18 protein-coding genes and 3 pseudogenes are annotated in these 21979 nt (G+C 61.8%); 16 read left to right on the top strand and 5 right to left on the bottom strand.

Annotation, left to right across the window (positions count from 1 at the left end):
- Positions 1–27 precede the first annotated feature (27 nt).
- The 11 genes from NPS47_RS13195 to NPS47_RS13245 all read left to right on the top strand — a co-directional run bounded on the left by NPS47_RS13195 (position 28) and on the right by NPS47_RS13245 (position 12890).
- Positions 28–2751, top strand: coding sequence for a LuxR C-terminal-related transcriptional regulator (locus NPS47_RS13195; protein ID WP_274295357.1), 2724 nt, complete (start codon positions 28–30; stop codon positions 2749–2751).
- Positions 2752–2826: 75 nt separating this feature from the next.
- On the top strand, positions 2827–3411 hold the full coding sequence (locus tag NPS47_RS13200; protein WP_274295358.1) for an MliC family protein: 585 nt from the start codon (positions 2827–2829) through the stop codon (positions 3409–3411).
- A gap of 80 nt (positions 3412–3491) precedes the next feature.
- Positions 3492–4571, top strand: a complete 1080-nt coding sequence (locus NPS47_RS13205; RefSeq protein WP_274295359.1) for a sensor domain-containing diguanylate cyclase — start codon at positions 3492–3494, stop codon at positions 4569–4571.
- Positions 4572–4691: 120 nt separating this feature from the next.
- Positions 4692–6299 carry a response regulator gene (locus NPS47_RS13210; RefSeq protein WP_274295360.1) on the top strand — a complete coding sequence of 536 codons (1608 nt, stop codon included), beginning with the start codon at positions 4692–4694 and terminating at the stop codon, positions 6297–6299.
- On the top strand, positions 6296–6988 hold the full coding sequence (locus NPS47_RS13215) for a sensor histidine kinase (protein WP_274295361.1): 693 nt from the start codon (positions 6296–6298) through the stop codon (positions 6986–6988). The genes NPS47_RS13210 and NPS47_RS13215 overlap by 4 nt, the downstream gene beginning before the upstream one ends.
- 237 nt (positions 6989–7225) lie before the next feature.
- Positions 7226–7948: a hypothetical protein gene (locus NPS47_RS13220; protein WP_274295362.1), complete on the top strand. Its 723-nt coding sequence runs from the start codon at positions 7226–7228 to the stop codon at positions 7946–7948.
- A gap of 9 nt (positions 7949–7957) precedes the next feature.
- On the top strand, positions 7958–8794 hold the full coding sequence (locus NPS47_RS13225; protein WP_274295363.1) for a DUF6502 family protein: 837 nt from the start codon (positions 7958–7960) through the stop codon (positions 8792–8794).
- Complete coding sequence (locus tag NPS47_RS13230) at positions 8791–10500, top strand: DUF5666 domain-containing protein (protein WP_274295364.1); 1710 nt, start codon at positions 8791–8793, stop codon at positions 10498–10500. Before NPS47_RS13225 ends, NPS47_RS13230 begins: the two co-directional genes overlap by 4 nt.
- Before the next feature lie 91 nt (positions 10501–10591).
- A complete protein-coding gene (locus tag NPS47_RS13235; protein ID WP_274295365.1) occupies positions 10592–11341 on the top strand; it encodes a hypothetical protein in 750 nt (249 codons plus the stop codon).
- Between the two features lie 112 nt (positions 11342–11453).
- Positions 11454–12098: an MBL fold metallo-hydrolase gene (locus NPS47_RS13240; protein WP_274295366.1), complete on the top strand. Its 645-nt coding sequence runs from the start codon at positions 11454–11456 to the stop codon at positions 12096–12098.
- 96 nt (positions 12099–12194) lie between these two features.
- Positions 12195–12890 carry an OmpA family protein gene (locus tag NPS47_RS13245; protein ID WP_274295367.1) on the top strand — a complete coding sequence of 232 codons (696 nt, stop codon included), beginning with the start codon at positions 12195–12197 and terminating at the stop codon, positions 12888–12890.
- A 71-nt stretch (positions 12891–12961) separates the two neighbouring features.
- Here NPS47_RS13245 and NPS47_RS13250 read toward each other — a convergent pair whose 3' ends face one another.
- The 4 genes and pseudogenes from NPS47_RS13250 to NPS47_RS13265 all read right to left on the bottom strand — a co-directional run.
- Positions 12962–13537 carry a hypothetical protein gene (locus NPS47_RS13250; RefSeq protein WP_274295368.1) on the bottom strand — a complete coding sequence of 192 codons (576 nt, stop codon included), beginning with the start codon at positions 13535–13537 and terminating at the stop codon, positions 12962–12964.
- 153 nt (positions 13538–13690) lie between these two features.
- The gene (locus tag NPS47_RS13255) at positions 13691–14593 is read right to left on the bottom strand and encodes an acyltransferase (protein ID WP_274295369.1); all 903 of its coding nucleotides are present in this window, start codon (positions 14591–14593) and stop codon (positions 13691–13693) included.
- Positions 14594–14595: 2 nt separating this feature from the next.
- Positions 14596–16692: a phosphate acetyltransferase gene (pta, locus tag NPS47_RS13260; protein ID WP_274295370.1), complete on the bottom strand. Its 2097-nt coding sequence runs from the start codon at positions 16690–16692 to the stop codon at positions 14596–14598.
- 70 nt (positions 16693–16762) lie between these two features.
- Positions 16763–16882 (bottom strand): annotated as a pseudogene (locus tag NPS47_RS13265) (DUF3565 domain-containing protein); the annotation flags it as partial.
- Here NPS47_RS13265 and NPS47_RS13270 point away from each other — a divergent pair.
- The 3 genes from NPS47_RS13270 to NPS47_RS13280 all read left to right on the top strand — a co-directional run bounded on the left by NPS47_RS13270 (position 16851) and on the right by NPS47_RS13280 (position 19301).
- Positions 16851–17336 (top strand): FKBP-type peptidyl-prolyl cis-trans isomerase, encoded by a 486-nt coding sequence (locus NPS47_RS13270; protein ID WP_274295371.1) that lies wholly within the window; start codon positions 16851–16853, stop codon positions 17334–17336. The pseudogene NPS47_RS13265 and the gene NPS47_RS13270 overlap by 32 nt on opposite strands.
- A gap of 154 nt (positions 17337–17490) precedes the next feature.
- Entirely contained in the window at positions 17491–17973 is a 483-nt protein-coding gene (locus NPS47_RS13275; protein ID WP_038614663.1) for a glutathione peroxidase, read from the top strand.
- A 224-nt stretch (positions 17974–18197) separates the two neighbouring features.
- The gene (locus NPS47_RS13280) at positions 18198–19301 is read left to right on the top strand and encodes an NADH:flavin oxidoreductase (protein WP_274295372.1); all 1104 of its coding nucleotides are present in this window, start codon (positions 18198–18200) and stop codon (positions 19299–19301) included.
- Here the strand turns inward: NPS47_RS13280 and NPS47_RS13285 are convergent.
- Positions 19270–20487, bottom strand: coding sequence for a glycosyltransferase family 4 protein (locus tag NPS47_RS13285; RefSeq protein WP_274295373.1), 1218 nt, complete (start codon positions 20485–20487; stop codon positions 19270–19272). The genes NPS47_RS13280 and NPS47_RS13285 overlap by 32 nt on opposite strands.
- Before the next feature lie 265 nt (positions 20488–20752).
- Between NPS47_RS13285 and NPS47_RS25735 the strand changes: the two are divergent.
- Positions 20753–21433: pseudogene (locus tag NPS47_RS25735) on the top strand (PAS domain-containing protein); the annotation flags it as partial.
- A 147-nt stretch (positions 21434–21580) separates the two neighbouring features.
- A pseudogene (locus tag NPS47_RS25740) lies at positions 21581–21979 on the top strand (methyl-accepting chemotaxis protein); the annotation flags it as partial.

Here is a 21979-nt window from a genome sequence, read left to right on the forward strand (position 1 = left end):
AGATTCTCTAACTAAAACGAGCCGGCCATGACTGATCTGTCCCGTACGCAAGGGTTCGCCGGCCAGGCCATGAGTGTCCTGGAAGGACGCTTCTATCGTCCGCCACTGCCTGAAGGGCATGTGCCGCGGGCGCGCTTGTGCCAACGCCTGCAATCCGGGCTGGGCGGCCGCTTGTTGCTGGTCACTGCGCCGGCCGGGTTCGGCAAGAGTTCCCTGGCAGTGGAGTTCTGTCAGGGCCTGCCCAGTCACTGGAGCAGCCTGTGGCTGGGGTTGAGCCGTCGCGACAACGATCCGGGACGCTTTCTCGAACGCTTGCTTGAAGGCTTGCAGCAGTATTGTCCGGTGCTGGGCAACCAGGCCCTGGGCCTGCTCAAGATGCGCCAGCGCCATCAGCCGTTCGCCTTTGAAGAGTGGCTCGATGGCCTGCTTGATGAACTGGCTTTCCATCTGCAGCCACACAATCCGTTATTGCTGGTGCTCGATGACTACCATCTGGCCCAGGGCCCGGTACTGGATCGCTGCCTGCAGTTTTTCCTCAACCATTTGCCACCGGGGTTGGTGCTGCTGGTTACCAGTCGCTTGCGCCCGGACTGGCACCTGGCGCGCCTGCGCCTGTCGCGCCAATTGCTCGAACTCAACGAACAGGACTTGCGCCTGACCCCAGACGAGTCGCTGGCGGTGCTGGGCCAGCAGTCGACCGGCTTGCGCGGCCAGGCCCTGGATAACCTGATCCAGCGCAGTGACGGCTGGATTGCCGGGCTGCGTTTCTGGCAGCTGGCGGCCAGTGAGTCTGGCGCCGACAGTGCCTTGCCGCAGGCCCTGCATGGCGGCGAGGGATTGATCCGCGATTACCTGCTCGAAGAAGTGATCGATATTCTGCCGGCCGACGTTCAGGGCTTCCTCAACGACACCGCGTGCCAGGAGCGCTTCTGCAGCGAGCTGTGCGATGCCCTGCGAGAGAGTCACGACAGCGCCGAGATCATCGCTTACCTGCAGGCGCATCAGGTGTTTCTGGTGCCGCTGGACGAACATGGGCGCTGGTACCGCTATCACCATCTGTTTTCCGACCTGCTGCGCAGCCGCCAACCCAGCCTGCCGCTGTCGAGCCTGCACCTGCGTGCCTGCCGCTGGTTTCAGGGCCAGGGGTTACTCGACGAGGCGGTGGAGCAAGCCTTGCGGGCAGGGCACCTGGATGTTGCCGCCAACCTGGTGCAGAACCTTTCCGAAGAGCAACTGCTGGCCGAGCAGAACGTCGGTATGTTGCTGCGCTGGAAGATGGACCTGCCCGACAGCCTGCTGATCAGTACACCACGGCTGATTGTGCTGTACAGCTGGGCCTTGGGCCTGGCCGGGCAGCTCGACGCCGCCGAAGAGCTGGCCAGTCACCTGAGTCGCTTTCTGCCAGCGCCTTCGGCGACGGCCCAACGCTCCATGCTCGCGCAATGGCTGGCCTTGAGTGGTGTCATCGCCCGTGGCCGTGGCGATCGCGAGCGCACCCGGGCCTATTGCGTCGAAGCCCTGCGCAGCTTGCCGCAGAAGCGCTATGGCCAGCGCCTGGTGTGCTTGTCGACGGTTTCCAACCTGGCCATTGCCGACGCGGACTTCTCGCGGGCCCGCAGCTGGAACCGCGAGGCCCTGGAGCTGGCGCAGCGGGTCGGTAACCCGTTGTTTGAAGCCCTGGCCCATTACGATCGCGCGCGGGTGCTGCATGCGCGCGGCGAAGTGCTGCGCGCACTCGATGAAGTGCGCCAGGGCTTGCAGCGTCTGCAGGGGCTGTCGGCGCAACGCTTGTACGCCGCGCGGGCGCGCCTGACCTTGTACGAAGGTTATCTGCTGGTCGCGCGCCTGCAACCGGAAGCTGGGCGCAGCCGCCTGCGCGCAGGCCTGGTCGAGGCCCGGGCCTGTCGCGACATCAGCGTGCTGATCGGGCATTGCGTGATCGCTTCGCAGGATGGCCGCGAAGGGCGCTTTACCGAAGCCTTCGCCGAACTGGCCGAGGCCGAGCGGCTGATGCACATCTGGGACGTACCGCCGATTTTCTATCTGGCGATGATTACCCTGATCAAATGCGAACTCTGGCTGGCCCAGGGGCGTACTGATCTGGCCGAGTCCTGGTTGTTGCGACTGGGCCAGACCTACGGCGGCAAAAAAGCGGCGGCGGCACCGGAGTTCCATCCTTTGCTGGGGCTGCATATCGAATTGCAACAGGCCTTGCTCGAGCGTACCCAAGGGCGCCTGGAGCAGGCCGGACAACGTCTGCAAGCGCTGGTAGAGCGCGGTCAGGCCAGTGGCGGCCAGTTGTTGTGTGTGACCGCGCTGTGCCAGTGGACAGACCTGTTGCTGGCCAGCGGTAACGAGATGCAGGCCCGTGATTTGTTGGCACTGAGCCTGGAGGCTGGCCGCGGTGGCGCCTTGCAGGCATTCCAGCGGCTGGTGCAGGAACACCCGCTGTGGCTGCGTGAACAGTTGCTGATGCAGCCTGCGGGTCCGGCGCAGGCCAGCCTGCTGGCGCTGTTGCCGGCCCTTGATGCTGCACCAGTCGCCAGGGCCAGCTGCGAGACCTTGAGCGCACGGGAGAAGGCGGTGCTGGAGTTGATCGCCCAGGGTTGTTCCAACCAGGAAATCAGTGACCGGCTGTTCATCTCCTTGCATACGGTCAAGACCCACGCCAGCCACATCAACAGCAAGCTGGGCGTCGAGCGCAGGACTCAGGCTGTCGCCCGGGCCAAATCCCTGGGCCTGCTGGCCTGACGACTGAATGTGCGGCCACGGGAGGAATATCTGCTGTACTGTCTGGCAGGTTCTTTTCCGCTGGAGGCCTCGCCCATGTCCCATGCACGCACCCTGGTGCTGCTGACCTGCTGGTTGCCCATAGGTACGGCACTGGCAGCAGAAGGGCCGTCGTTTTCCTGCGACAAGGCCGAGGGCGTGGCCCTGAAAGTGTGCCAGAGCCCGCAACTGAGCAAACTCGATCGTGACCTCGCCGCCCTCTATAAACGCGTGCTCGGCCAAGCCGACAGCGATTCGCAAAAGCAGCTCAAGGCAACCCAGCGCGGCTGGATCAAGGGCCGTGACGAATGCTGGAAAGCCAGCGATGTCGATGCCTGTGTCCTTGAGCAGTATCAGGTGCGCATGGTCAAACTGCAGATCCAGTCCGGTGCGGTTCAGGTGCCGGCCGCCGTCGAATTTGACTGCAATGACGACAGCAAACCCTTTACCGCCGTGTTCTACAACCAGCTCGAACCGCAAGCGGCGGTGCTTACCTATGGCGATGATCAAACCATCGCCATCGCCCAGCCTTCAGGCAGCGGCAGCAAGTACGGTGCCGAGGGCGTCGAGTTCTGGGAGCATCAGGGCGAAGCCAAAGTGAAATGGTACGGCACCGATCTGACCTGTCAGGCGGTACGCTGAACTAGCGTCTACACCAGGCTTTACGAGGGGCAGAGGATCGAAGATGATGGCTGCTTGCTATCATCATTGAGCGTTTCATCATGACGCAGATGCTGTACATCGTCGCGCCATGGATCGGCTTGGGGGCCCTGTCGATCCTGTGGATACGTGCGTTGTTGCGCGGGCGTGAGCTTGAACGGCAATTGTGTGAATTCCGCCGCTCCCTTGATGCTCCGGGCGGCAGACAGGCACCGGGCGGTGCGGTGCTGCCGGAAGACATCGAGCGCTACCAACGCAGCCAGTACTTTGCCCGCATTGGCACCTGGGACTGGGAGATCGACACCGAAAAGCTCTATTGGTCTGATGCTATCTATCCCATGTTCGGCTTTCAGGTCGGGGAAATCGTCCCCAGCTATGAGCGTTTCTGCGCCAGCGTGCACCCGGATGACCGTGATCAGGTCCGTGCCGGAGAACTGCGCTGCATTGCAACGGGTGAAAACCATGATGAGGAGTACCGCGTGGTCTGGCCTGACGGCAGCGTCCGCTGGCTGCGCGAGACCGGCAACGTGGTGTGCAACAGTCAAGGCAAGGCGGTGAAAATGATCGGGGTGGTACGTGATATCACCGAAGAAAAGGCCTGGGCCAGCCAGCTGCAGAACCTGGCGCATAACGATGCCTTGACCGGCCTGCCCAACCGGCTGGCCTTTGAGCAGCGCCTGGCCCGGGCCCTGGAAAAGGCCCGCACCAGCAACACGCGGGTGGCCCTGGCGTTTATTGACCTTAACGACTTCAAGACGATCAACGACCGTCACGGCCATGTCATCGGTGACCAGGTGTTGAAGTTTACGGCCAAGCGGCTCAAGCAAATGCTGCGCTCGGCCGATACCGTGGCGAGGATTGGCGGCGATGAGTTCGTCCTGATCCTTGAAGGGTTCTCGCCCGGTGTCGGGGTGGACGAGGAAGTGCGGCTGCTGTGTGGCAATGTGATCGAGTCGCTGGCTTTTCCCATGATCGTTGCCGGGGAGCTATTGCAGGTGGGTACCAGCTTGGGGGTGGCGATCTATCCGGATCATGCCGCGAGCATGGACACCTTGATTCACCTTGCGGACCTGGCCATGTATGAAGCCAAGCGCAGTGGTGAAAACCAGTTCCGCCTGGCCGCAGCAGGCGCTTGTGTGTAACCCCGATTGTCAGCCCATACGTGTCGACCCTGATGTCGCGCCGGATTTACCCGCGAAGCCAGCCTGTGGTTGTTGAGGTCTGTGCATCCTTTTTTTTATTTGCCATGTCAGGTTTCGTGGATGCAGGTCTACAGCCATAAAAGTTTTCTGATCGTCGATGATTTCTCGGACTTTCGCAGTTCGGCGCGGTCCATGCTGCGCGAGCTGGGCGTGCGTGATGTCGATACTGCCGATAGCGGTGAGCAGGCCCTGCGCATGTGCGCGCAAAAGCGTTATGACTTCATCCTCCAGGACTTTCACCTGGGCGACGGCAAGAAGAACGGCCAGCAGGTGCTCGAAGACCTGATCCTCGACAAGTTGATCAGCCATGAATGTGTGTTTCTCATGGTGACCGCCGAGACCAGCCAGGCGATTGTCCTCAGCGCCCTGGAGCATGAGCCGGATGCCTATCTCACCAAACCGTTCAACCGTATCGGCCTGGCTCAACGCCTGGAAAAACTGGTGCAGCGCAAGACCTTGCTCAAGCCGATCCTCCAGGCCCTGGACCGTGGCCGCCCGGCCGAAGTGCTGGCGGCCTGCGCTGAACTGTGCAAGAAGGACCCGCGCTTCGCGCCCTTGTGCCTGCGCTATCGCGCCGACGCATTACGTGACCTGAATCGTTACGACGAGCTGGGGAAATTCCTTACCACCATTATCTCCAGCCGGGCCACGCCCTGGGCCTATGCGGCACTGGGCAGCCTGCTGTACAAGCGCAATCAGCTTTCCCAGGCCCAGGGTGTATATGAACAGGCGCTCAAAGCCTTTCCGATGATGCCAGGCCTGTATGACGGGCTGGCTGAGGTGCTGGTCGCCCAAGGGGAAAGCAAGCGTGCCCAGGGTGTGCTTGAAGAGGCGGTACGCTTGTCGCCGCTGGCGGTACGCCGGCAGATGATGCTCGGCAAGCTGGCACTGAACAATGACGACTATGACACCTCCTCGAAGGCCTATCGGCATGCGGTCAGCCAGGGCCAGAGTTCGCGTTACAAAGACCCGGAGAGCAACCTCGGCCTGGTCCAGGCGCTGATGAACAAGAACGCGGGTAACGGCCTGGATGCGCGTACCCGCGTCGAGATCAACACCGTGCTCAGTGAAGTGGCCAAGGAAAACGTCGAGGACCAGGGCCTGCAGGTGCGTGCGCGGTTGATGAAAGCTGCCAGCCTGCAACAGGCCGGCGATGCCGAGACCGCTGCCAAACTGACCGAGCAGGCCATGGCTCGTCTGGACAAGATGGAGCAGTTCTTCTCGGTCGAAGCGGCACTGGTGGTGGCGACCCAGTTGCAGCAGCTTGGCCAGGCATCGGCCGGCACTTCGATTCTGAAAAACTGCGTGGAAACCTACGGTGATGACCCCAAGGTGATGCAGAGTGTGGCGCGCCTGACCGACGATCCGGCGGTGCTGGGGGCGGTGACCGAAGCCGTCGACCTCAACCGCCAAGGGGTGCGCAGCTATCAGGGGGGTCAGCTCAGCGAAGCGCTGGGACAGTTCCGCCGTGCCCTGACGCTGCAGCCGAAGAACATCAGTATCGCCCTCAATACCGCCCAGGCCTTGCTGCGTATTGGTGGTGAAACACCGCCGCCAGCCATCATGGACGAATGCCGCGCCTGCCTGACCTGTGTGGCCGGTATTCCCGAGAGCGACAGTCGCTACGACCGTTACCGCAAACTGCACATCCGGGCTTTTGGCGCATGAACCAGGACAATCAGGGGCTGGATTTCTCCACGGTGATCGCCTCCACCGTACATGATGTGAAAAACTCCCTGTCGGCGCTGACCCAGGCCCATGGCCAGTGGTTGGCACGTCTGCCGGCGGATCTGCGCGACACCAGTGAGCAGGGTGTGATGGAGTACGAGTTCACCCATCTCAACGGCATGCTCGTGCAATTGCTGGGGCTGTACAAGCTGGGCGTCAATCAGCTGCCAATGTGTCCGGATTATCACGAGCTGGACGATTTCATCGAGGCGCAGCTGGCAGCCCAGCAGAACCTGCTCCAGCACCGCGATATCCTCGCCAGCTGGCGAATCGAAACGGCCAGTCCGCTGGGGTTCTTTGATCGTGAACTGGTCGGCTCGGTGGTCGCCAACGTCCTCAACAATGCCATGCGCTATGCCGGTCACACCTTGCTGATCACGGTGAGTGATGAAGACGATCAGCTGTTGTTGAGCATCAACGACGATGGTGCGGGGTTCCCGGTACGTATGCTCGAACGCCAGCACGACTACGTGCAGGGTATTGATGCGCAGAGTGGCAGCACGGGGTTGGGGCTGTACTTTGCTGCGCGAATTGCAGCCTTGCACGAGCGCAACGGGGTAAAGGGGCGGATCGAGATCGCCAATGGCGGGGTGTTGGGCGGGGGCTTGTTCAAGCTTTATCTGCCGTGAGCAATTGATCGCGGGGCAAGCCCGCTCCCACCGGGGATATCCCGAACCGGTGGGAGCGGGCTTGCCCCGCGAAATTATCTCCACTGGTCGGCTTTCCACTGCGTCGCTTGAATCCCTGGGCGAAGGGGTCTAGTTTTTTCATGTGGGAAAATTTCCCACGAAATAAAAAATACAACGATACCCCACGATTTCCGACTTGATATTGCGTTTCTCGCGGTAATGACCAGGAGACGGAAGATGCAGACTCATCGGCTGTTCAACAAGGCTTTACTGGCAATGGCCATCGGCGGCGTGCTGTCGGCCTCCCTCGTTTTGATCCCCGATTCGATTTCACAGTATTCCAGTGCCTACGCCAAAGATGGTGGCGGTGGCGGTGGCGGTGGCCACGGCGGTGGAGGCGGTGGCGGCCATGGTGGAGGCGGTGGAGGCGGTCACGGTGGAGGTGGTGGCGGCCATGGTGGAGGCGGTGGCGGCGGTCACGGTGGCGGTGGCGGTGGTGGTGGCCACGGCGGTGGCGGTGGCGGTGGCGGTCACGGCGGCAGCGGCGGTGGAAGCGGAGGTTCAGGCGGCCATGGTGGAAGCGGCAATGGTGGTGGCCATGCTGGCAACGGCAGTGGCAGCAGCAGTGGCAGCGGTCATAGCGGCAGCAGCCATGGCGACGCCAGCGCGGGCCAGGCCGGCAACTCGAACTCCGGACGCAGCAGCAACCATTCAGAGCCTGGCGATGATCATGGCAATCATGTCGGTGGTGAGCCCGGTGATGACCATGGCAATCATGTGGGCGGTGAGCCCGGCGATGACCATGGTAATCATGTTGGCGGCGAACCTGGCGACGACCATGGCAATCATGTTGGCGGTGAGCCTGGTGATGACCGTGGTAATCATGTGGGTGGCGAACCGGGTGATGACCGTGGCAATCACGTCGGCGGCGAACCTGGCGACGACAACGGCAGGAGCTGATTGACCGCAATGCACTCGCCCACACTCCCGCCTTCGCTGTTGAGCGCTTTGCGACGGGTCATGCGTCCCCTGGTACGCCTGATGCTTCGCAAAGGCGTCACCTATACGGTGTTCGCCGACTTGCTCAAGGAGGTGTTCGTCGAGGTGGCTGATCGCGAGTTTCGTCTGCACGACAAAGCGTCGAGCGACAGCCGCATCAGCCTGCTGACCGGGGTCCATCGCAAGGACGTCAGGCGTCTGCGCAAGGACGGCGACCCGGCGAGCATGGCATTGCCGCAGAACATCACCTTGGGCGCGCAGCTGGTTAATGCCTGGAGCAACAGCCAGCCATTCTGTCGGGCGGCTGGCCAGGCGCTACCGCTGCCGCGCCTGGCCAGTGTTGGCGGTGAGGTGTCTTTTGACGCGCTGGTGGCGCAGGTCAGCACGGACATCCGCGCCCGGGTCGTGCTCGACGAATGGTTGCGCCTGGGCGTGGTGCGCCTTGATGAACAGGATTGTGTGCACCTTGAAGCCCAGGCCTTTGTTCCGCAGAAAGGCTTTGACGAAAAAGCCGCCTACCTTGCCCACAACCTGCACGACCATGCCAGCGCAGCGGTGCACAACCTGACCGCGCAAGGGCAGCCGTTCTTCGAACGCAGCGTGCACTACGATGCGTTGAGCCCAGCCAGCGTCGACGTGCTTCGCGAGGCTGTGGCCAGCGAGGGCATGCAGACCTTGCTCGGTTTCAGCCGGCTGGCTGCAGACCTTGAAAACGGCGATCTGTCCAGCCTCGATCCACGTCAGCGCATCACCATCGGGCTGTATTTCTACACTGAGCCTGAATCGTCGACGGCGCCTCCTCCATGATCTCGCCACTGCGCCGCTTTCATGCTGTCGTTCTGGTCCTGGGTTTTGCCTTGAACCTGGGGGTTCCCTCGTGGGGGAGTGCCGCACCGGTGTGTGTCAGCCGCGATGAAATCGGCATGACCGACGCTGCGGGCCTGCAGTTGCCGGGCGGCACCGGTGGTACTGGGGCCCGGCCGGGCGGCATGGGTGGCACCGGTATCCACAGCGACAATGGCGGGGTCGGTGGTAGCGGTGCGCCGATCCAGCAGCGACCCGGTGGAACCGGCGGTACCGGTGCGCCGCTCGGGTCGCCGGGCGGTACCGGTGGCACCGGTATCGTCGGCACCATCACCGGCTTTGCCTCGATCTGCGTCAACGGCATGGAAGTGCATTTCGGCAAAGACGTCCCCGTGAGCGAAAACGGCGTCGCCGCCAGCAGCGACCATCTGGCAATCGGCCAAGTGGTTGCAGTGGAGTCTTACCCGAGCAAGCGAGGCCTGGAGGCCGGGCGTATCGCGATCCTGAACGTCTATGAAGGGCCGCTGACGGCGCTGGCAAATGCTGCGTCGCCACTGCGGGTCATGGGCCAACCGGTGCATCTGGCCAAGGACGCGCGGGTCGCCACAGGGCTGCGCCCGGGTGAGCCGGTCAGGGTCAGCGGGCTGCGCAATGCCAGTGGTGAGGTGGTGGCCAGCCGCATCGAGCGGGCACCGGACCTCAAGCAGGCCAGCGCCATCGGCGCGATCGATCGCAGCGGTAGCCTTCAGGGCTTGAAACTGGGGAGCCGGGTGGCGCCTGCGCAGGAAGTGCTGGTCCGTGGTCAGTGGTCCGGTCGCCAGCTGGAAGTTGCCCAGAGCCGGCCAGACCCGAGCCTGCCATTCGCCGGGCGGGTACGTGAGGTGGTGGTCGAAGGCCTGGTGCAAGGCCGGCAGGATCAGCGCCTGGTGGTCGGCGGCTTCAATGTGACGGTGGCGCGCGATACGGTGGTGGTTGGTGAGCAAGCTTCCAGGCTGGCGCTGGATCAACGCGTACGGGTAAGCGGAGTGCTCAGTGGTGCACGGGAGGTACGGGCGACCCGGGTCGAACTCCACAGCGAGCGCGTCGATACTTCCGGCAGAGACCCTTCTGGACGCAAGAGTGGCACGCACGACGACACACAACAGCGCGAACACACCTCAGGTAGCTCCAGCGACGGCAACAGCGGTCATGGTGGTGAGGCGCGCAGCGAAGGGAGCCTCAGTAGTGGTCGTGAAGATAGCGGGAAGTCTGAGTCTGTGGATAACTCAGGCAAGTCGGAGCGCGTTGAGAAACTCGAGCAACCCGAGAAAGAGGACAACAGCGGGCGGTCCGAGAAGGTCGAGAGGGTAGAGAAAGACGAACGGCCGGAGAAAGTGGAAAAGGCCGAGAAGGTCGAAAAGCCTGAGAAAGTGGAGAAGGCCGAGAAAGTCGAACGGCCTGAAAAGGTGGAGAAGGTCGAGAAAGTCGAAAGACCTGAAAAAGTGGAGAAGGTCGAGAAAGCCGAAAGACCTGAAAAAGTGGAGAAGGTCGAGAAAGTCGAAAGGCCTGAAAAGGTGGAGAAGGTTGAGAAAGTCGAAAGGCCTGAAAAGGTGGAGAAGATCGAGAAAGTCGAAAGGCCCGAAAAAGTAGAGAAGGCCGAAAAAGTGGAAAAGCCTGAGAAGGTGGAGAAGACCGAGAAGGTAGAACGCCCGGAAAGATCCGGTCGTTAACCTCAAGCCGCGAGGCCAACCTGCATCCTGTGAATAAACAACTAGGCTGGGAAAGTCCGACAGCGTTTGCCTCCGGGACCTTGAGGTGAAGATGAGATCCACGCTTACCCTGTTTACCGGCCTGTTTGCCAGCCTCTGCGTACCGGCCGTGGCCGACACCTTCAGCACGGCCATTGGCCTCGATTACTCAAGCGGTGACTACGGCACCGAGACCACCTCGGAAATCTGGTACGTGCCGGTGGTGGGCAAGTACGAAACCGGCCCGATGACCTACAAGGTCACCGTGCCCTGGCTGCGCATCACCAACCCTGAAGTCGGGCCGGATGGTGATCCGTTACCCGGTGGCTGCCGGGACGTGGAAAGCGGCCTCGGCGATACCGTCGCCAGCGCAGGCTATGCCTTGCTCGACGGCAGTGAGGGCGGCGTGTTGGTGGATCTGATCGGTAAGGTCAAATTTCCCACCGCGGATGAAGACCAGTGCCTGGGCACCGGCGAAACCGACTATACCGCCCAGGTCGACCTTGCCAAAACCTTTGGCCCGGTGACTGGTTTCGCTACCCTGGGCTGGAAAAAGTTCGGCGACCCGCCCGATAGCGATTTCGACGATCCGGTGTTTGCCAGCCTCGGCTTCGCCACGCCTGTGGCGGTGCGCACCACGGCAGGCGCTTCCTACGACTGGCGGCAGAAAGTGCTGTCCACGGGATCGCAGATCCAGGAACTCACGCTGTTTGTCACCCATAAGCTCAACCAGCAATGGAAGGTCCAGCTGTATGCGGTCAAGGGCTTTTCCGACGCCAGCCCGGATGCCGAGGGTGGGCTGATGGTCTTTCACGCGTTTTGACCGAGTGGCTGGCAAGGATCCACTTTGATCTGCGTCAGTTCGCTCGTCGTACTATGCTCGCCCACGTTTATTTACTGCGCCAGAATGGGCCATCAATCGTCAAGGAACCTCCATGGAATCCGGAAAACCCTCGCTCATCCGCGAAACCTTCCCCGTCGGCCCGTTGCAGTGCAATTGCACCATCATCGGCGATCCGATCAGCAAAAAGGCCATCGTCGTCGATCCGGGTGGTAACCATGAGCAGATTCTCGCCCGCCTGGACGCGCATGGCCTGAAGGTGGTGAGCATCATCCACACCCACGCGCACCTGGATCATTTCCTCGCTTCCGGGCAACTCAAGGAAAAGACCGGCGCCACGTTGCACCTGCACAAGGACGATCAATTCCTCTGGGACAACCTGGAAATGCAATGCCAGATGTTCGGCGTGCCTTACACGCCAGTGCCCGCGCCAGACCGCTGGCTGGCCGATGACGAAGCGCTGGCCTGTGGCTGCGGGGTGGCGCTGCACACACCGGGGCACACGCCGGGCTCGATGAGCTTCTGGTTTGCCGATGCCAAGCTGCTGATCGCCGGCGACACCCTGTTCCGTCGTGGGATTGGTCGCACTGATTTGTGGGGCGGTGATCAAGCGACCATCGTGCGCTCGATCAAACAGCGCCTGTACCGCCTGGATGAGGACGCCACCGTGGTCACCGGGCATGGCCCGGATACTCGCCTGGGCGACGAGATGCGCCAGAACCCTTTCGTCCGCGCCTGAGATTTCAGGGAATTATTTGGCGTTTTTACAATCCAAGGCTGGCACAGAACCGCAATCGGTCTGCCTGCACTTTCGAATTACAGTAGGAGCTTGTCCATGTTCACCATGCGTCGTTTGATTATCGTCGCTACCGCTGCCGCCCTGATGACCGGTTGTGCGGGCCAGAGTCCGTACGACAGCCAGGGTCAGGCGCAACAAGGCTCCACCGGGATGAGCAAAACCGCCAAGTACGGCGGCCTGGGCGCGCTGGCCGGTGCCATTGCCGGTGCGGCCATCGATCACGACAACCGTGGCAAGGGTGCACTGATCGGTGCTGCCGCCGTCGGTGCCGCTGCTGCCGGTTACGGCTACTATGCCGACAAACAGGAAGCTGCCCTGCGTGCGAGCATGGCCAACACCGGTGTTGAAGTACAGCGTGAAGGTGACCAGATCAAGCTGATCATGCCGGGCAACATCACCTTCGCCACCGACTCGGCGAACATCGCCCCAAGCTTCTACTCGCCGCTGAACAACCTGGCCAACTCCTTCAATCAGTTCAACCAGAACACCATTGAAGTGGTCGGCTACACCGACAGCACCGGCAGCCGCCAGCACAACATGGACCTGTCGCAGCGTCGTGCGCAATCGGTGGTGTCCTACCTGACCTCCCAGGGCGTTGATGCCAGTCGTGTGAGCGCTCGTGGCCTGGGCCCGGATCAACCGATCGCCAGCAACGCCGACGCCAACGGCCGCGCGCAGAACCGTCGGGTAGAGGTCAACCTCAAGCCGATTCCTGGTCAGCAGTACCAGTAAGTTTCGACCGATGTGAAAAGGGGAGCCATGCTGGCTCCCCTTTTTTTTGTATCCTGCAAAAGCGCTCAGGTTCAGTGCTTGGTGGTGATCTTCAGTACATCGGTGAAAACCATGTCGACCGTCTGGCCAACCTCCAGCTTGTCCATCTTCTTCTGCAGCTCCGGATCTTCAACTTTCACCACCTTCTGCGGGCCTTCTGGCGGCAGCAGGGTGACTTCGTGTGTTTTCAGGTCGATCTTGGTGATCTTCGAGGTGATCTTGATCTGACGGAACGCTTCGCCACCCGGATTGGGGTTGTCTTTGGTGGCGCGGATCACGCCGGCTTCCTTGCTGGCCCCCGGCTCACCACCCACGGTGGTATCCAGCACGGTCGCCACCGAGCGGGTGACATGCACGTTGACCTGATCGCCGACTTTCAGATTACCGAGGGCCTTGGCCTGTTCGGAAAGCTGGATCGGCACCTGGCTGTTATTGGGGCCCTCGACGGTGACCACGCGCTTTTCCATATCAATGGCGAGGACCTTGGTGACCACATCGTCTTCAATGGCGGTGCCACTGATCAGAATGTCCTGCGCCTGTACCGAGAAACTGGCTGCAGTCATGAGCGAAGCAAGAGCGATGGCGTGGGTCAGGGTGCGCAGTTTCATAGGCATGCATTTCCATGTGATGGTATTTGACAAACATCGTGGGAAGAGCATAGATGCTGCGAGGGAATTCGGCGCGCAGCGGATGACTTTCTGTTGATCTGACGCAGTCCCAAGGAGAAGAAAGTTTCCCCTTGGGCAGCGCTTGAGCATCGATCAGGCGGGCGTGTCGCGTTCAAGACGTTCGAGCAGGGCTTCCTTGTCTTGCCACAGCTGGTTGATCCATTGCTGGAACGCCAGGCGATAGGCTTCATCCCGATCATAGTTCTTGCCCAGAAACTCTTCCGGGATCGCCAGTTCTTCCAGGTGCACAACGATGTGCTTGACCCGCCCGCAGAGCAAATCCCAGAACCCTGGCGCACCCGCCGGGTAGTGCAGGGTGACGTTGACGATCGACTGCAATTGCTCGCCCATCGCATCCAGGACAAAGGCAATGCCCCCAGCTTTGGGTTTAAGCAGGTGCTGGTAGGGCGATTGCTGCTGGCGATGCTTGGCCGGGGTGAAGCGCGTGCCTTCGGCGAAGTTGAAAATGGCCGTGGGTTTACCGCGAAACTTTGCACAGGTGCGGCGGGTGGTTTCCAGGTCTTTGCCGGCTTTTTCCGGGTGCTTGGCCAGGTAGGCCTTGGAATAGCGTTTCATGAACGGGAAGCCCAATGCCCACCAGGCCAGGCCGATCACCGGAACCCAGATCAGCACCTGCTTGAGGAAGAACTTCAAGGGGCGGATGCGGCGGTTGAGCACGTACTGCAACACCAGGATATCGACCCAGCTCTGGTGATTGCTGGTGATCAGATAACTGTGCTGGTAATCGAGTCCGGCCAGGCCTTCAACCTGCCAGCGCGCCTTGCCCAGCAGGTTGATCCAGGCGTTGTTGTTGCTGATCCAGGCTTCATGGATATGGCGCATCAATTCATCGGTGACCCGCTGCGCCGCCGCGAACGGCAGGCACAGCTTGAACAGGCTGACGATGAACAACGGGGTGCAGCAGACAATGGTGTTGAGCCCCAGCAGCAGCGAGGCAATCACCCCGCGCAGTGGCGCGGGTAGCAATCCGAGCATGTTCAGCTATCCAGTGAGCGGTTGGCCTGAATCGCGGTCAGGGCAATGGTGTAGACGATGTCGTCGACCTGGGCGCCGCGCGGCAGGTCGTTGACCGGTTTGCGCAGGCCCTGCAGCATCGGCCCGAGGCTTACGCAATCAGCGCTGCGCTGCACTGCCTTGTGAGTGGTGTTGCCGGTGTTCAGGTCGGGGAACACATAGACGGTCGCGCGCCCTGCAACCTGGCTGTTGGGCGCCAGTTGCCGGGCGATTTCCAGGTTGGCGGCGGTGTCGTACTGCAACGGGCCGTCGATCTGCAGACCGCGCTGGCTTTCCTGGGCCAGCAAGGTGGCTTCGCGGACTTTCTCCACCTCTTCGCCACTGGCCGAGTCACCGCTGGAATAGCTGATCATCGCTACCCGTGGGGCAATGCCGAAGGCCTCGGCGGAGTCGGCGCTTTGCAGGGCGATTTCCGCCAGTTCGCTGGCAGTAGGGTGCGGGTTCATCACGCAGTCGCCGTACACCAGCACCTGTTCGGGGAACAGCATGAAGAACACCGACGACACCAGGCTGCAGCCCGGCGCGGTCTTGATCAGTTGCAGGGCCGGGCGGATGGTGTTGGCGGTGGAGTGGACCAGCCCGGAAACCAGGCCATCTACTTCGTCCAGGGCCAGCATCATGGTGCCGATCACCACCGGGTCTTCCAGTTGCTGTTCGGCCATCGGCGCGTTGAGGCTCTTGCTCTTGCGCAGGCTGACCATCGGCTCGACATAGCGCTCGCGGATCAGGTCCGGATCAAGAATCTCCAGGCCTTCGGGCAAGGTGATGCCCTGGGCGCGGGCTACCGCCTGAACGTCGTCGGGCTTGGCCAGCAGCACACAACGGGCGATGCCGCGGGCCTGGCAGATGGCGGCGGCCTGCACGGTCATCGGCTCGGCGCCTTCGGGCAGGACGATGCGTTTGTCGGCTTGCTGGGCACGCTGGATCAACTGATAGCGGAACACTGCTGGCGACAGGCGCAGCTCGCGCGGGGTGCCGCAGCGCTGGTGCAGCCAGTCGGCGTCCAGGTAGCTGGCGACGAAGTCGGTGATGATTTCCGCGCGTTCGCGGTCATCCACCGGGATTTCCTTGTTCAGTTGGTTTAACTGGTTGGCGGTGTCGTAGGAACCGGTGCTCACCGACAGGATCGGCAAACCGGCCAGCAGCGCCCCTTGGCACAGTTCGAGAATGCGCGGGTCAGGCTTGCTGTCGCTGGTCAGCAGCAGCCCGGCCAGGGGCACGCCGTTGATCGCCGCCAGGCTGACGGCGAGGATGATGTCGTCACGGTCGCCCGGCGTTACCACCAGGGTGCCGGGCTTGAGCAGTGGCACGGTATTGGCCACGGTGCGCGCACAGATGATGATCTTGTTCATCCGCCGCTGCTCGTAATCACCGGCGTTGAGCACCTGGGCACCGAGCAGCTCGGCCACATCGCGGGTGCGCGGGGCATTGAGGTCGGCCTGATAGGGAATGCAGCCGAGCAGGCGGAAGTCACCGCCGCGCAGCAAGGGCGAGTGTTCTTTCAGGCGTTCGGCGAACACGCTCATGCTCTCGTCGGTGCGCACCTTGTTGAGGATCACGCCGAGCACTTTCGGGTCTTTCGGCCCGCCGAACAGCTGGGCCTGCAACTCGACCCGGCCGGAGAGCTCGGTGAGCACTTCGTTCTCCGGCGCCGACACCAGGATCACCTCGGCATCCAGGCTCTTGGCCAGGTGCAGGTTAACCCGGGCGGCGTAGCTGGCGTGACGGGTCGGGACCATGCCTTCGACCACCACCACGTCTTTGCCGACGCACGCTTGCTGGTACAGGGTGATGATTTCTTCGAGCAGCTCATCGAGCTGGCCATCGCCGAGCATGCGCTCGACATGGGCCAGGCTTAGCGGCTGCGGTGGCTTGAGCCCGTGGGTGCGCGCAACCAGTTCGGTGGAACGCTCGGGGCCGGTATCGCCGGGGTGCGGTTGGGCAATCGGCTTGAAGAAGCCGACTTTCAGCCCGGCGCGCTCAAGGGTGCGCACCAGGCCGAGGCTGATGGAGGTCAGGCCGACGCCAAAGTCGGTCGGCGCGATAAAAAATGTCTGCATGCGAGCTTCTCGAAATGAGCGGTGCACAAAGAATCAATTGCCAAGGGTATCGCTATCGGCACCCTGAGCGCACCCGTTTGTCCGGCTTGCGTTCGCTTTCAGGCTTTGCGTTGGTTACACTTGTTCGCTCTACATTCTTATGCAAAAGGTCTCGCCCCATGCTGATCGCCGCCAACAAGGCTGTCTCCATCGACTACACCCTGACCAACGACGCTGGTGAGGTCATCGACAGCTCCGCCGGCGGCGCTCCGCTGGTCTACCTGCATGGCGCAGGCAACATCATTCCAGGCCTGGAAAAAGCCCTGGAAGGCAAAGCTGCCGGCGACGAGCTGGAAGTTGCCATCGAGCCGGAAGACGCCTACGGCGAATACCTGGCCGAGCTGGTCAGCACCCTGAATCGCAGCATGTTCGAAGGCGTCGATCAGCTGGAAGTGGGCATGCAGTTCCACGCTTCCGCGCCCGATGGCCAGATGCAGATCGTTACCATCCGCGATCTGGACGGCGACGACGTGACTGTCGACGGCAACCACCCGCTGGCCGGTCAGCGCCTGAACTTCAAGGTCAAGGTCGTCAACGTGCGTGACGCCAGCGAAGAAGAAGTAGCCCATGGCCACGTCCATGGCGAAGGTGGCCATCACCACTGATTTTCTGCGCTAAGCTCAGAGAGTCGCGAAGGCGCCCGGGCAAGACCGTCGCATTCCAGTAGGGGAGCACGGCTTGGCAGGGCGCCTTTTTAATGGGCTGGTGTTACTGATTGCAGCCCGCAGCGGCAACCGGGATCTGGAGAGGGAATACGTCATGAGTGCATTTCACGACCTGAAGTTGCAGGCGCTGAATGGCCAGGAGTTGCCTCTGGCGCCGTTCAAGGGCCAGGTGGTGCTGGTGGTCAATGTCGCCTCCAAGTGTGGCCTGACCCCGCAATATGCGGCACTGGAAAATCTTTATCAGCAGTACAAAGGCAAAGGTTTCAGTGTGCTGGGCCTGCCGTGCAATCAGTTTGCCGGGCAGGAGCCGGGCACTGAAGATGAAATCCAGCAGTTCTGCAGCCTGAACTACGGTGTGAGCTTCCCGCTGAGCAGCAAGCTGGAGGTCAATGGCGCCGAGCGTCATCAGCTGTATCGCTTGCTGGCCGGGGAAGGCGCGGAGTTCCCTGGCGATATCACCTGGAACTTCGAGAAGTTTCTGGTCGGCAAGGATGGCCGGGTGCTGGCGCGTTTCTCGCCGCGGACTGCGCCGGATGATTCGACCGTGGTGACGGCGATTGAGAAGGCGTTGGCCTAATTCGGATACTGTTGCGTAAATTGTGGGAGCTGGCTTTGCCAGCGATCGAGTGCACAGCACTGGTATATTGGCCGACAGATGACCTGTTGTTTGTACGGGCCCTATCGCTGGCAAGGCCAGCTCCCACAAGTTCGATGCTGTTCAATCACTCAAATCAATAGTACTGGGCCACTCAAGCGGCTCACCCTATCCTCAGGCGCATTCCTACTTCCCTGGAGCGCCGCATGTCCGCCACCGCACTGTTCACCCCTGTCCAACTGGGTACCCTTGAGTTACCAAGCCGTGTGGTCATGGCACCGATGACCCGGACCTTCTGCCCCGGTGGTGTACCGCATGCCAAGGTCGTTGAGTACTACCGTCGTCGTGCCGCCGCAGGTGTCGGCCTGATCATCACCGAAGGCACCACAGTCGATCACAAGGCCGCCAATGGCTATCCGAACGTGCCGCGTTTCTATGGCGAAGACGCCCTGGCCGGCTGGAAAAAGGTCGTCGATGCCGTGCATGCCGAAGGCGGTCGTATCGTTCCGCAACTCTGGCATGTCGGCAGCGTGCGGCGCCTGGGCACCGAGCCGGACGCCAGCGTGCCGGGCTATGGCCCGAGCGAGAAGGTCAAGGACGGCCAGGTGGCGGTCCACGGCATGAGCGGTGACGATATTCGCGAGGTGATCGAAGCGTTCGCCCAGGCCGCCCGCGATGCCCAGGCCATCGGCATGGACGGGGTGGAGATCCACGGCGCCCACGGTTACCTGATCGATCAGTTCTTCTGGGCAGCCAGCAACCAGCGTACCGACGAGTACGGTGGCGATCTGGCTGGGCGTTCGCGTTTCGCCATTGAGCTGATCCAGGCCGTGCGCGCCGCCGTCGGCCCGGATTTCCCGATCATCTTCCGCTTCTCGCAGTGGAAGCAGCAGGATTACAGCGCTCGCCTGGTGGAAAGCGCCGAGGCGTTGGGCGCGTTCCTTCAGCCGCTGGTCGAAGCGGGTGTGGATATTTTCCACTGCTCCACCCGCCGTTTCTGGGAGCCGGAGTTCGAGGGCTCGGAGCTGAACCTGGCTGGCTGGACTCGCCAGCTCACCGGCAAGCCGACCATCACCGTCGGTAGCGTCGGTCTGGATGGCGAGTTCCTGCAGTTCATGGTTGCCACCGACAAGGTGGCGCAGCCGGCCAGCCTGGAAAACCTGCTGACGCGCCTGAACAATGATGAATTCGATCTGGTGGCGGTGGGGCGTGCGTTGCTGGTCGACCCGGATTGGGCAGCCAAGGTCCGCGATGGCCGTGAACAGGACATCCTGCCGTTCAGCCGCGAGGCGTTGACGACTCTGGTTTGATCGTCAGGGCTGCCGGGGGCTGGCGCACAATGGTGCTCTGGCCCTGGCGGCAGGCATCCTGCAGGTGGCTTTCGAACTGCTCGACAATCGCTGGCCAGCCTTGACGGCTGGCGTGCTGACGGGCATTCAGGCGCACCCGCCGCAGCGCTTCGGCGTCTTCCACCAGCCAGTTGCAGGCGTCGATAAACGCATCCTCGTCACCCGGCATGGCCAGCGCACCGCTGTGACCGTGACGGATGTGCTGGGCCGCGGCGGCTTGATCGTAGGCCACTACACCCAGCCCTGAGGCCAGTGCTTCGAGCACGACACTGCCGAACGTTTCGGTCAGGCTGGGGAACAGGAAAATGTCGCCCGAGGCGTAGTGTTCGGCCAGCGCTTCACCTCGTTGGGCACCGCAGAACAGGGCGTCAGGTATCTGCTGCTGGAGTGCGCTGCGCTGTGGGCCGTCGCCGACCACGATCAACTTGATCCGCCGCTGTGGATAGTTTTGCCGCGCAGCCTGCAGGCAGTGCTGGAGCACGCCGAGGTTCTTTTCCGGCGCCAGGCGTCCGACATGCAGCAGGGCGATATCATCGTTTTCCAGCCCCCACTGTTCCCGTAGCGCCTGGCTTCGTCTGCCCGGATTGAACAGTTGACTGTCCACGCCGTGGCCCAGCAGTGTCAGGTTGTCGAATCCGCGCCGTTGCAGTTCAAGGCGCTGGCTGACGCTGGGCACCAGCGTGGTGTGTGTACGTCGATGAAACCAGCGCAGGTAATGCGTGAGCATTCGTGCCAGCAGCCCCAGGCCGTAGTCGCTGGCGTATTGATGAAAGTTGGTGTGAAAGCCGCTGACCACGGCAATGCCCAGCCGGCGTGCTGCCCGCAGGGCACTCAAACCCAGCGGCCCTTCGGTGGCGATATACAGCACATCCGGGCGCTGTCGGCGCCAGCGCCGGATCAGCTTGTGCATCGACACCTGACCCCACTGTAAGCCCGGATAACCGGGCAACGGCCAGCCGCGGCAGAGCAGGTGCCGTTCATCAGTGGCACTCGCTGGATCATCGGCCTGGCGAGGGCGCACCAGCTCGACGTGATGGCCGCGCTCAAGCAAGCCTTCGCTGAGGCGGCCAAGGGTATTGGCCACGCCGTTGATCTCGGGTGGGAAGGTTTCGCTGATCAGGGTGATATGCAGGGACGGTGCGCTCATGAACACCAGTCTCTGCGGCCTCGATTGCGCGGCTGTGACGCATTCATGACTGATTTATGACGCCCGATTTTCGGCGTTTGTGGACGAAAAAATCCCACGCATGCACTCAAGAATGCTGGGCTATCAGCCGATGCAGAAGCATTCGAATGATCGATTTCGCTCCAGGAGAGCGTTGATGTTCAACAGTAAACTGAAACAGGAAAACCTCCGGCTGCGCGAAGAGCTGCTGTCCATGGAGCAGGTCAAGAGCAGTCTGGACAGCGAGATGCTGGTATTGCAGCTCGACCCCCAGGGGCGGATCGAGTCGGTCAACAGCAACTTCGAGAAGGAGATGCTGTACAGCAGCCATCAACTGATCGGGCGCAATATCGAGGAGATCGTTCCGGCCCACGTCAAACAGCTGGATTTCTATCACCGCATGAAGACTGCCATCACCCGTGGTGAGCATCTCAACGGAGCGTTTCGTCTGCTCCGGGGCGATGGCGAAGAGGCCTGGCTGCGCTCGATTCTGCAGCCGGTGAAGAACAGCGAAGGACGCCTGAAATACTTCACCCTGCATTCCAGCGATCTTACCCGCACCATCGAAACCTCGCGTGAGCATGAAAGCCTGATCAAGGCGCTGATGCGTTCCACCGCTGTAATCGAGTTCAACCTGCAGGGCGAAGTGCTGACTGCCAACGATCGCTTCCTGCAGACCATGGGCTATCGTCTGGAGCAGGTCGTCGGCAAGCACCACCGCCTGTTCTGCGAGCCGGAGGAGTACAACTCCCCGGCCTACCAGGCGTTCTGGGACCAACTGCGCCGCGGGGAATTTGTTGCCGAGCGCTTCAAACGGGTAGATGCCCATGGTCGTGTAGTGTGGCTGGAGGCCTCCTACAACCCGATCATCGATGCCCATGACGTGCTCTACAAAGTGGTCAAGTTCGCCACCGTGATTACCGAACAGGTCAATCAGGAAATGGCCGTGGCCGAGGCTGCGGATATTGCCTACAGCACCTCCCTGGAAACCGACAGCAGCGCGCGTAACGCCACTGCCGTGGTGACCCAGACCGTGGAGGTGATGCGCGGCCTGGAGACGTCCATGCAGGAGGCGGCCAACGGCATCGAGGCGCTGGACAAGCAGTCGCAGGTGATCGGCTCGATCATCAAGACCATCAGCGACATTGCCGGGCAGACCAACCTGCTGGCCCTCAACGCTGCTATTGAAGCGGCCCGTGCCGGTGAGCAGGGGCGCGGGTTTGCCGTGGTTGCCGACGAAGTTCGCCAGCTGGCCTCGCGCACCAGCACCGCCACCGAGGAAATCGCCCGCGTGGTGCAGCAGAACGAACAACTGGCCAAGGCCGCTGTGGATATCATCGACAGCAGCAAGCGTCAGGCCGAACAGGGCCTGACCTTGGCCGGCCAGACTGGTACGGTGATCGTCGAGATCCAGGACGGGGCGAAGAAAGTGGTCAACGCCGTGGGGCAGTTCTCCAGCAGGTTGGGTAACTGA

This window comes from Pseudomonas putida, from assembly GCF_028682475.1.
GTDB lineage: Bacteria > Pseudomonadota > Gammaproteobacteria > Pseudomonadales > Pseudomonadaceae > Aquipseudomonas > Aquipseudomonas putida_AG.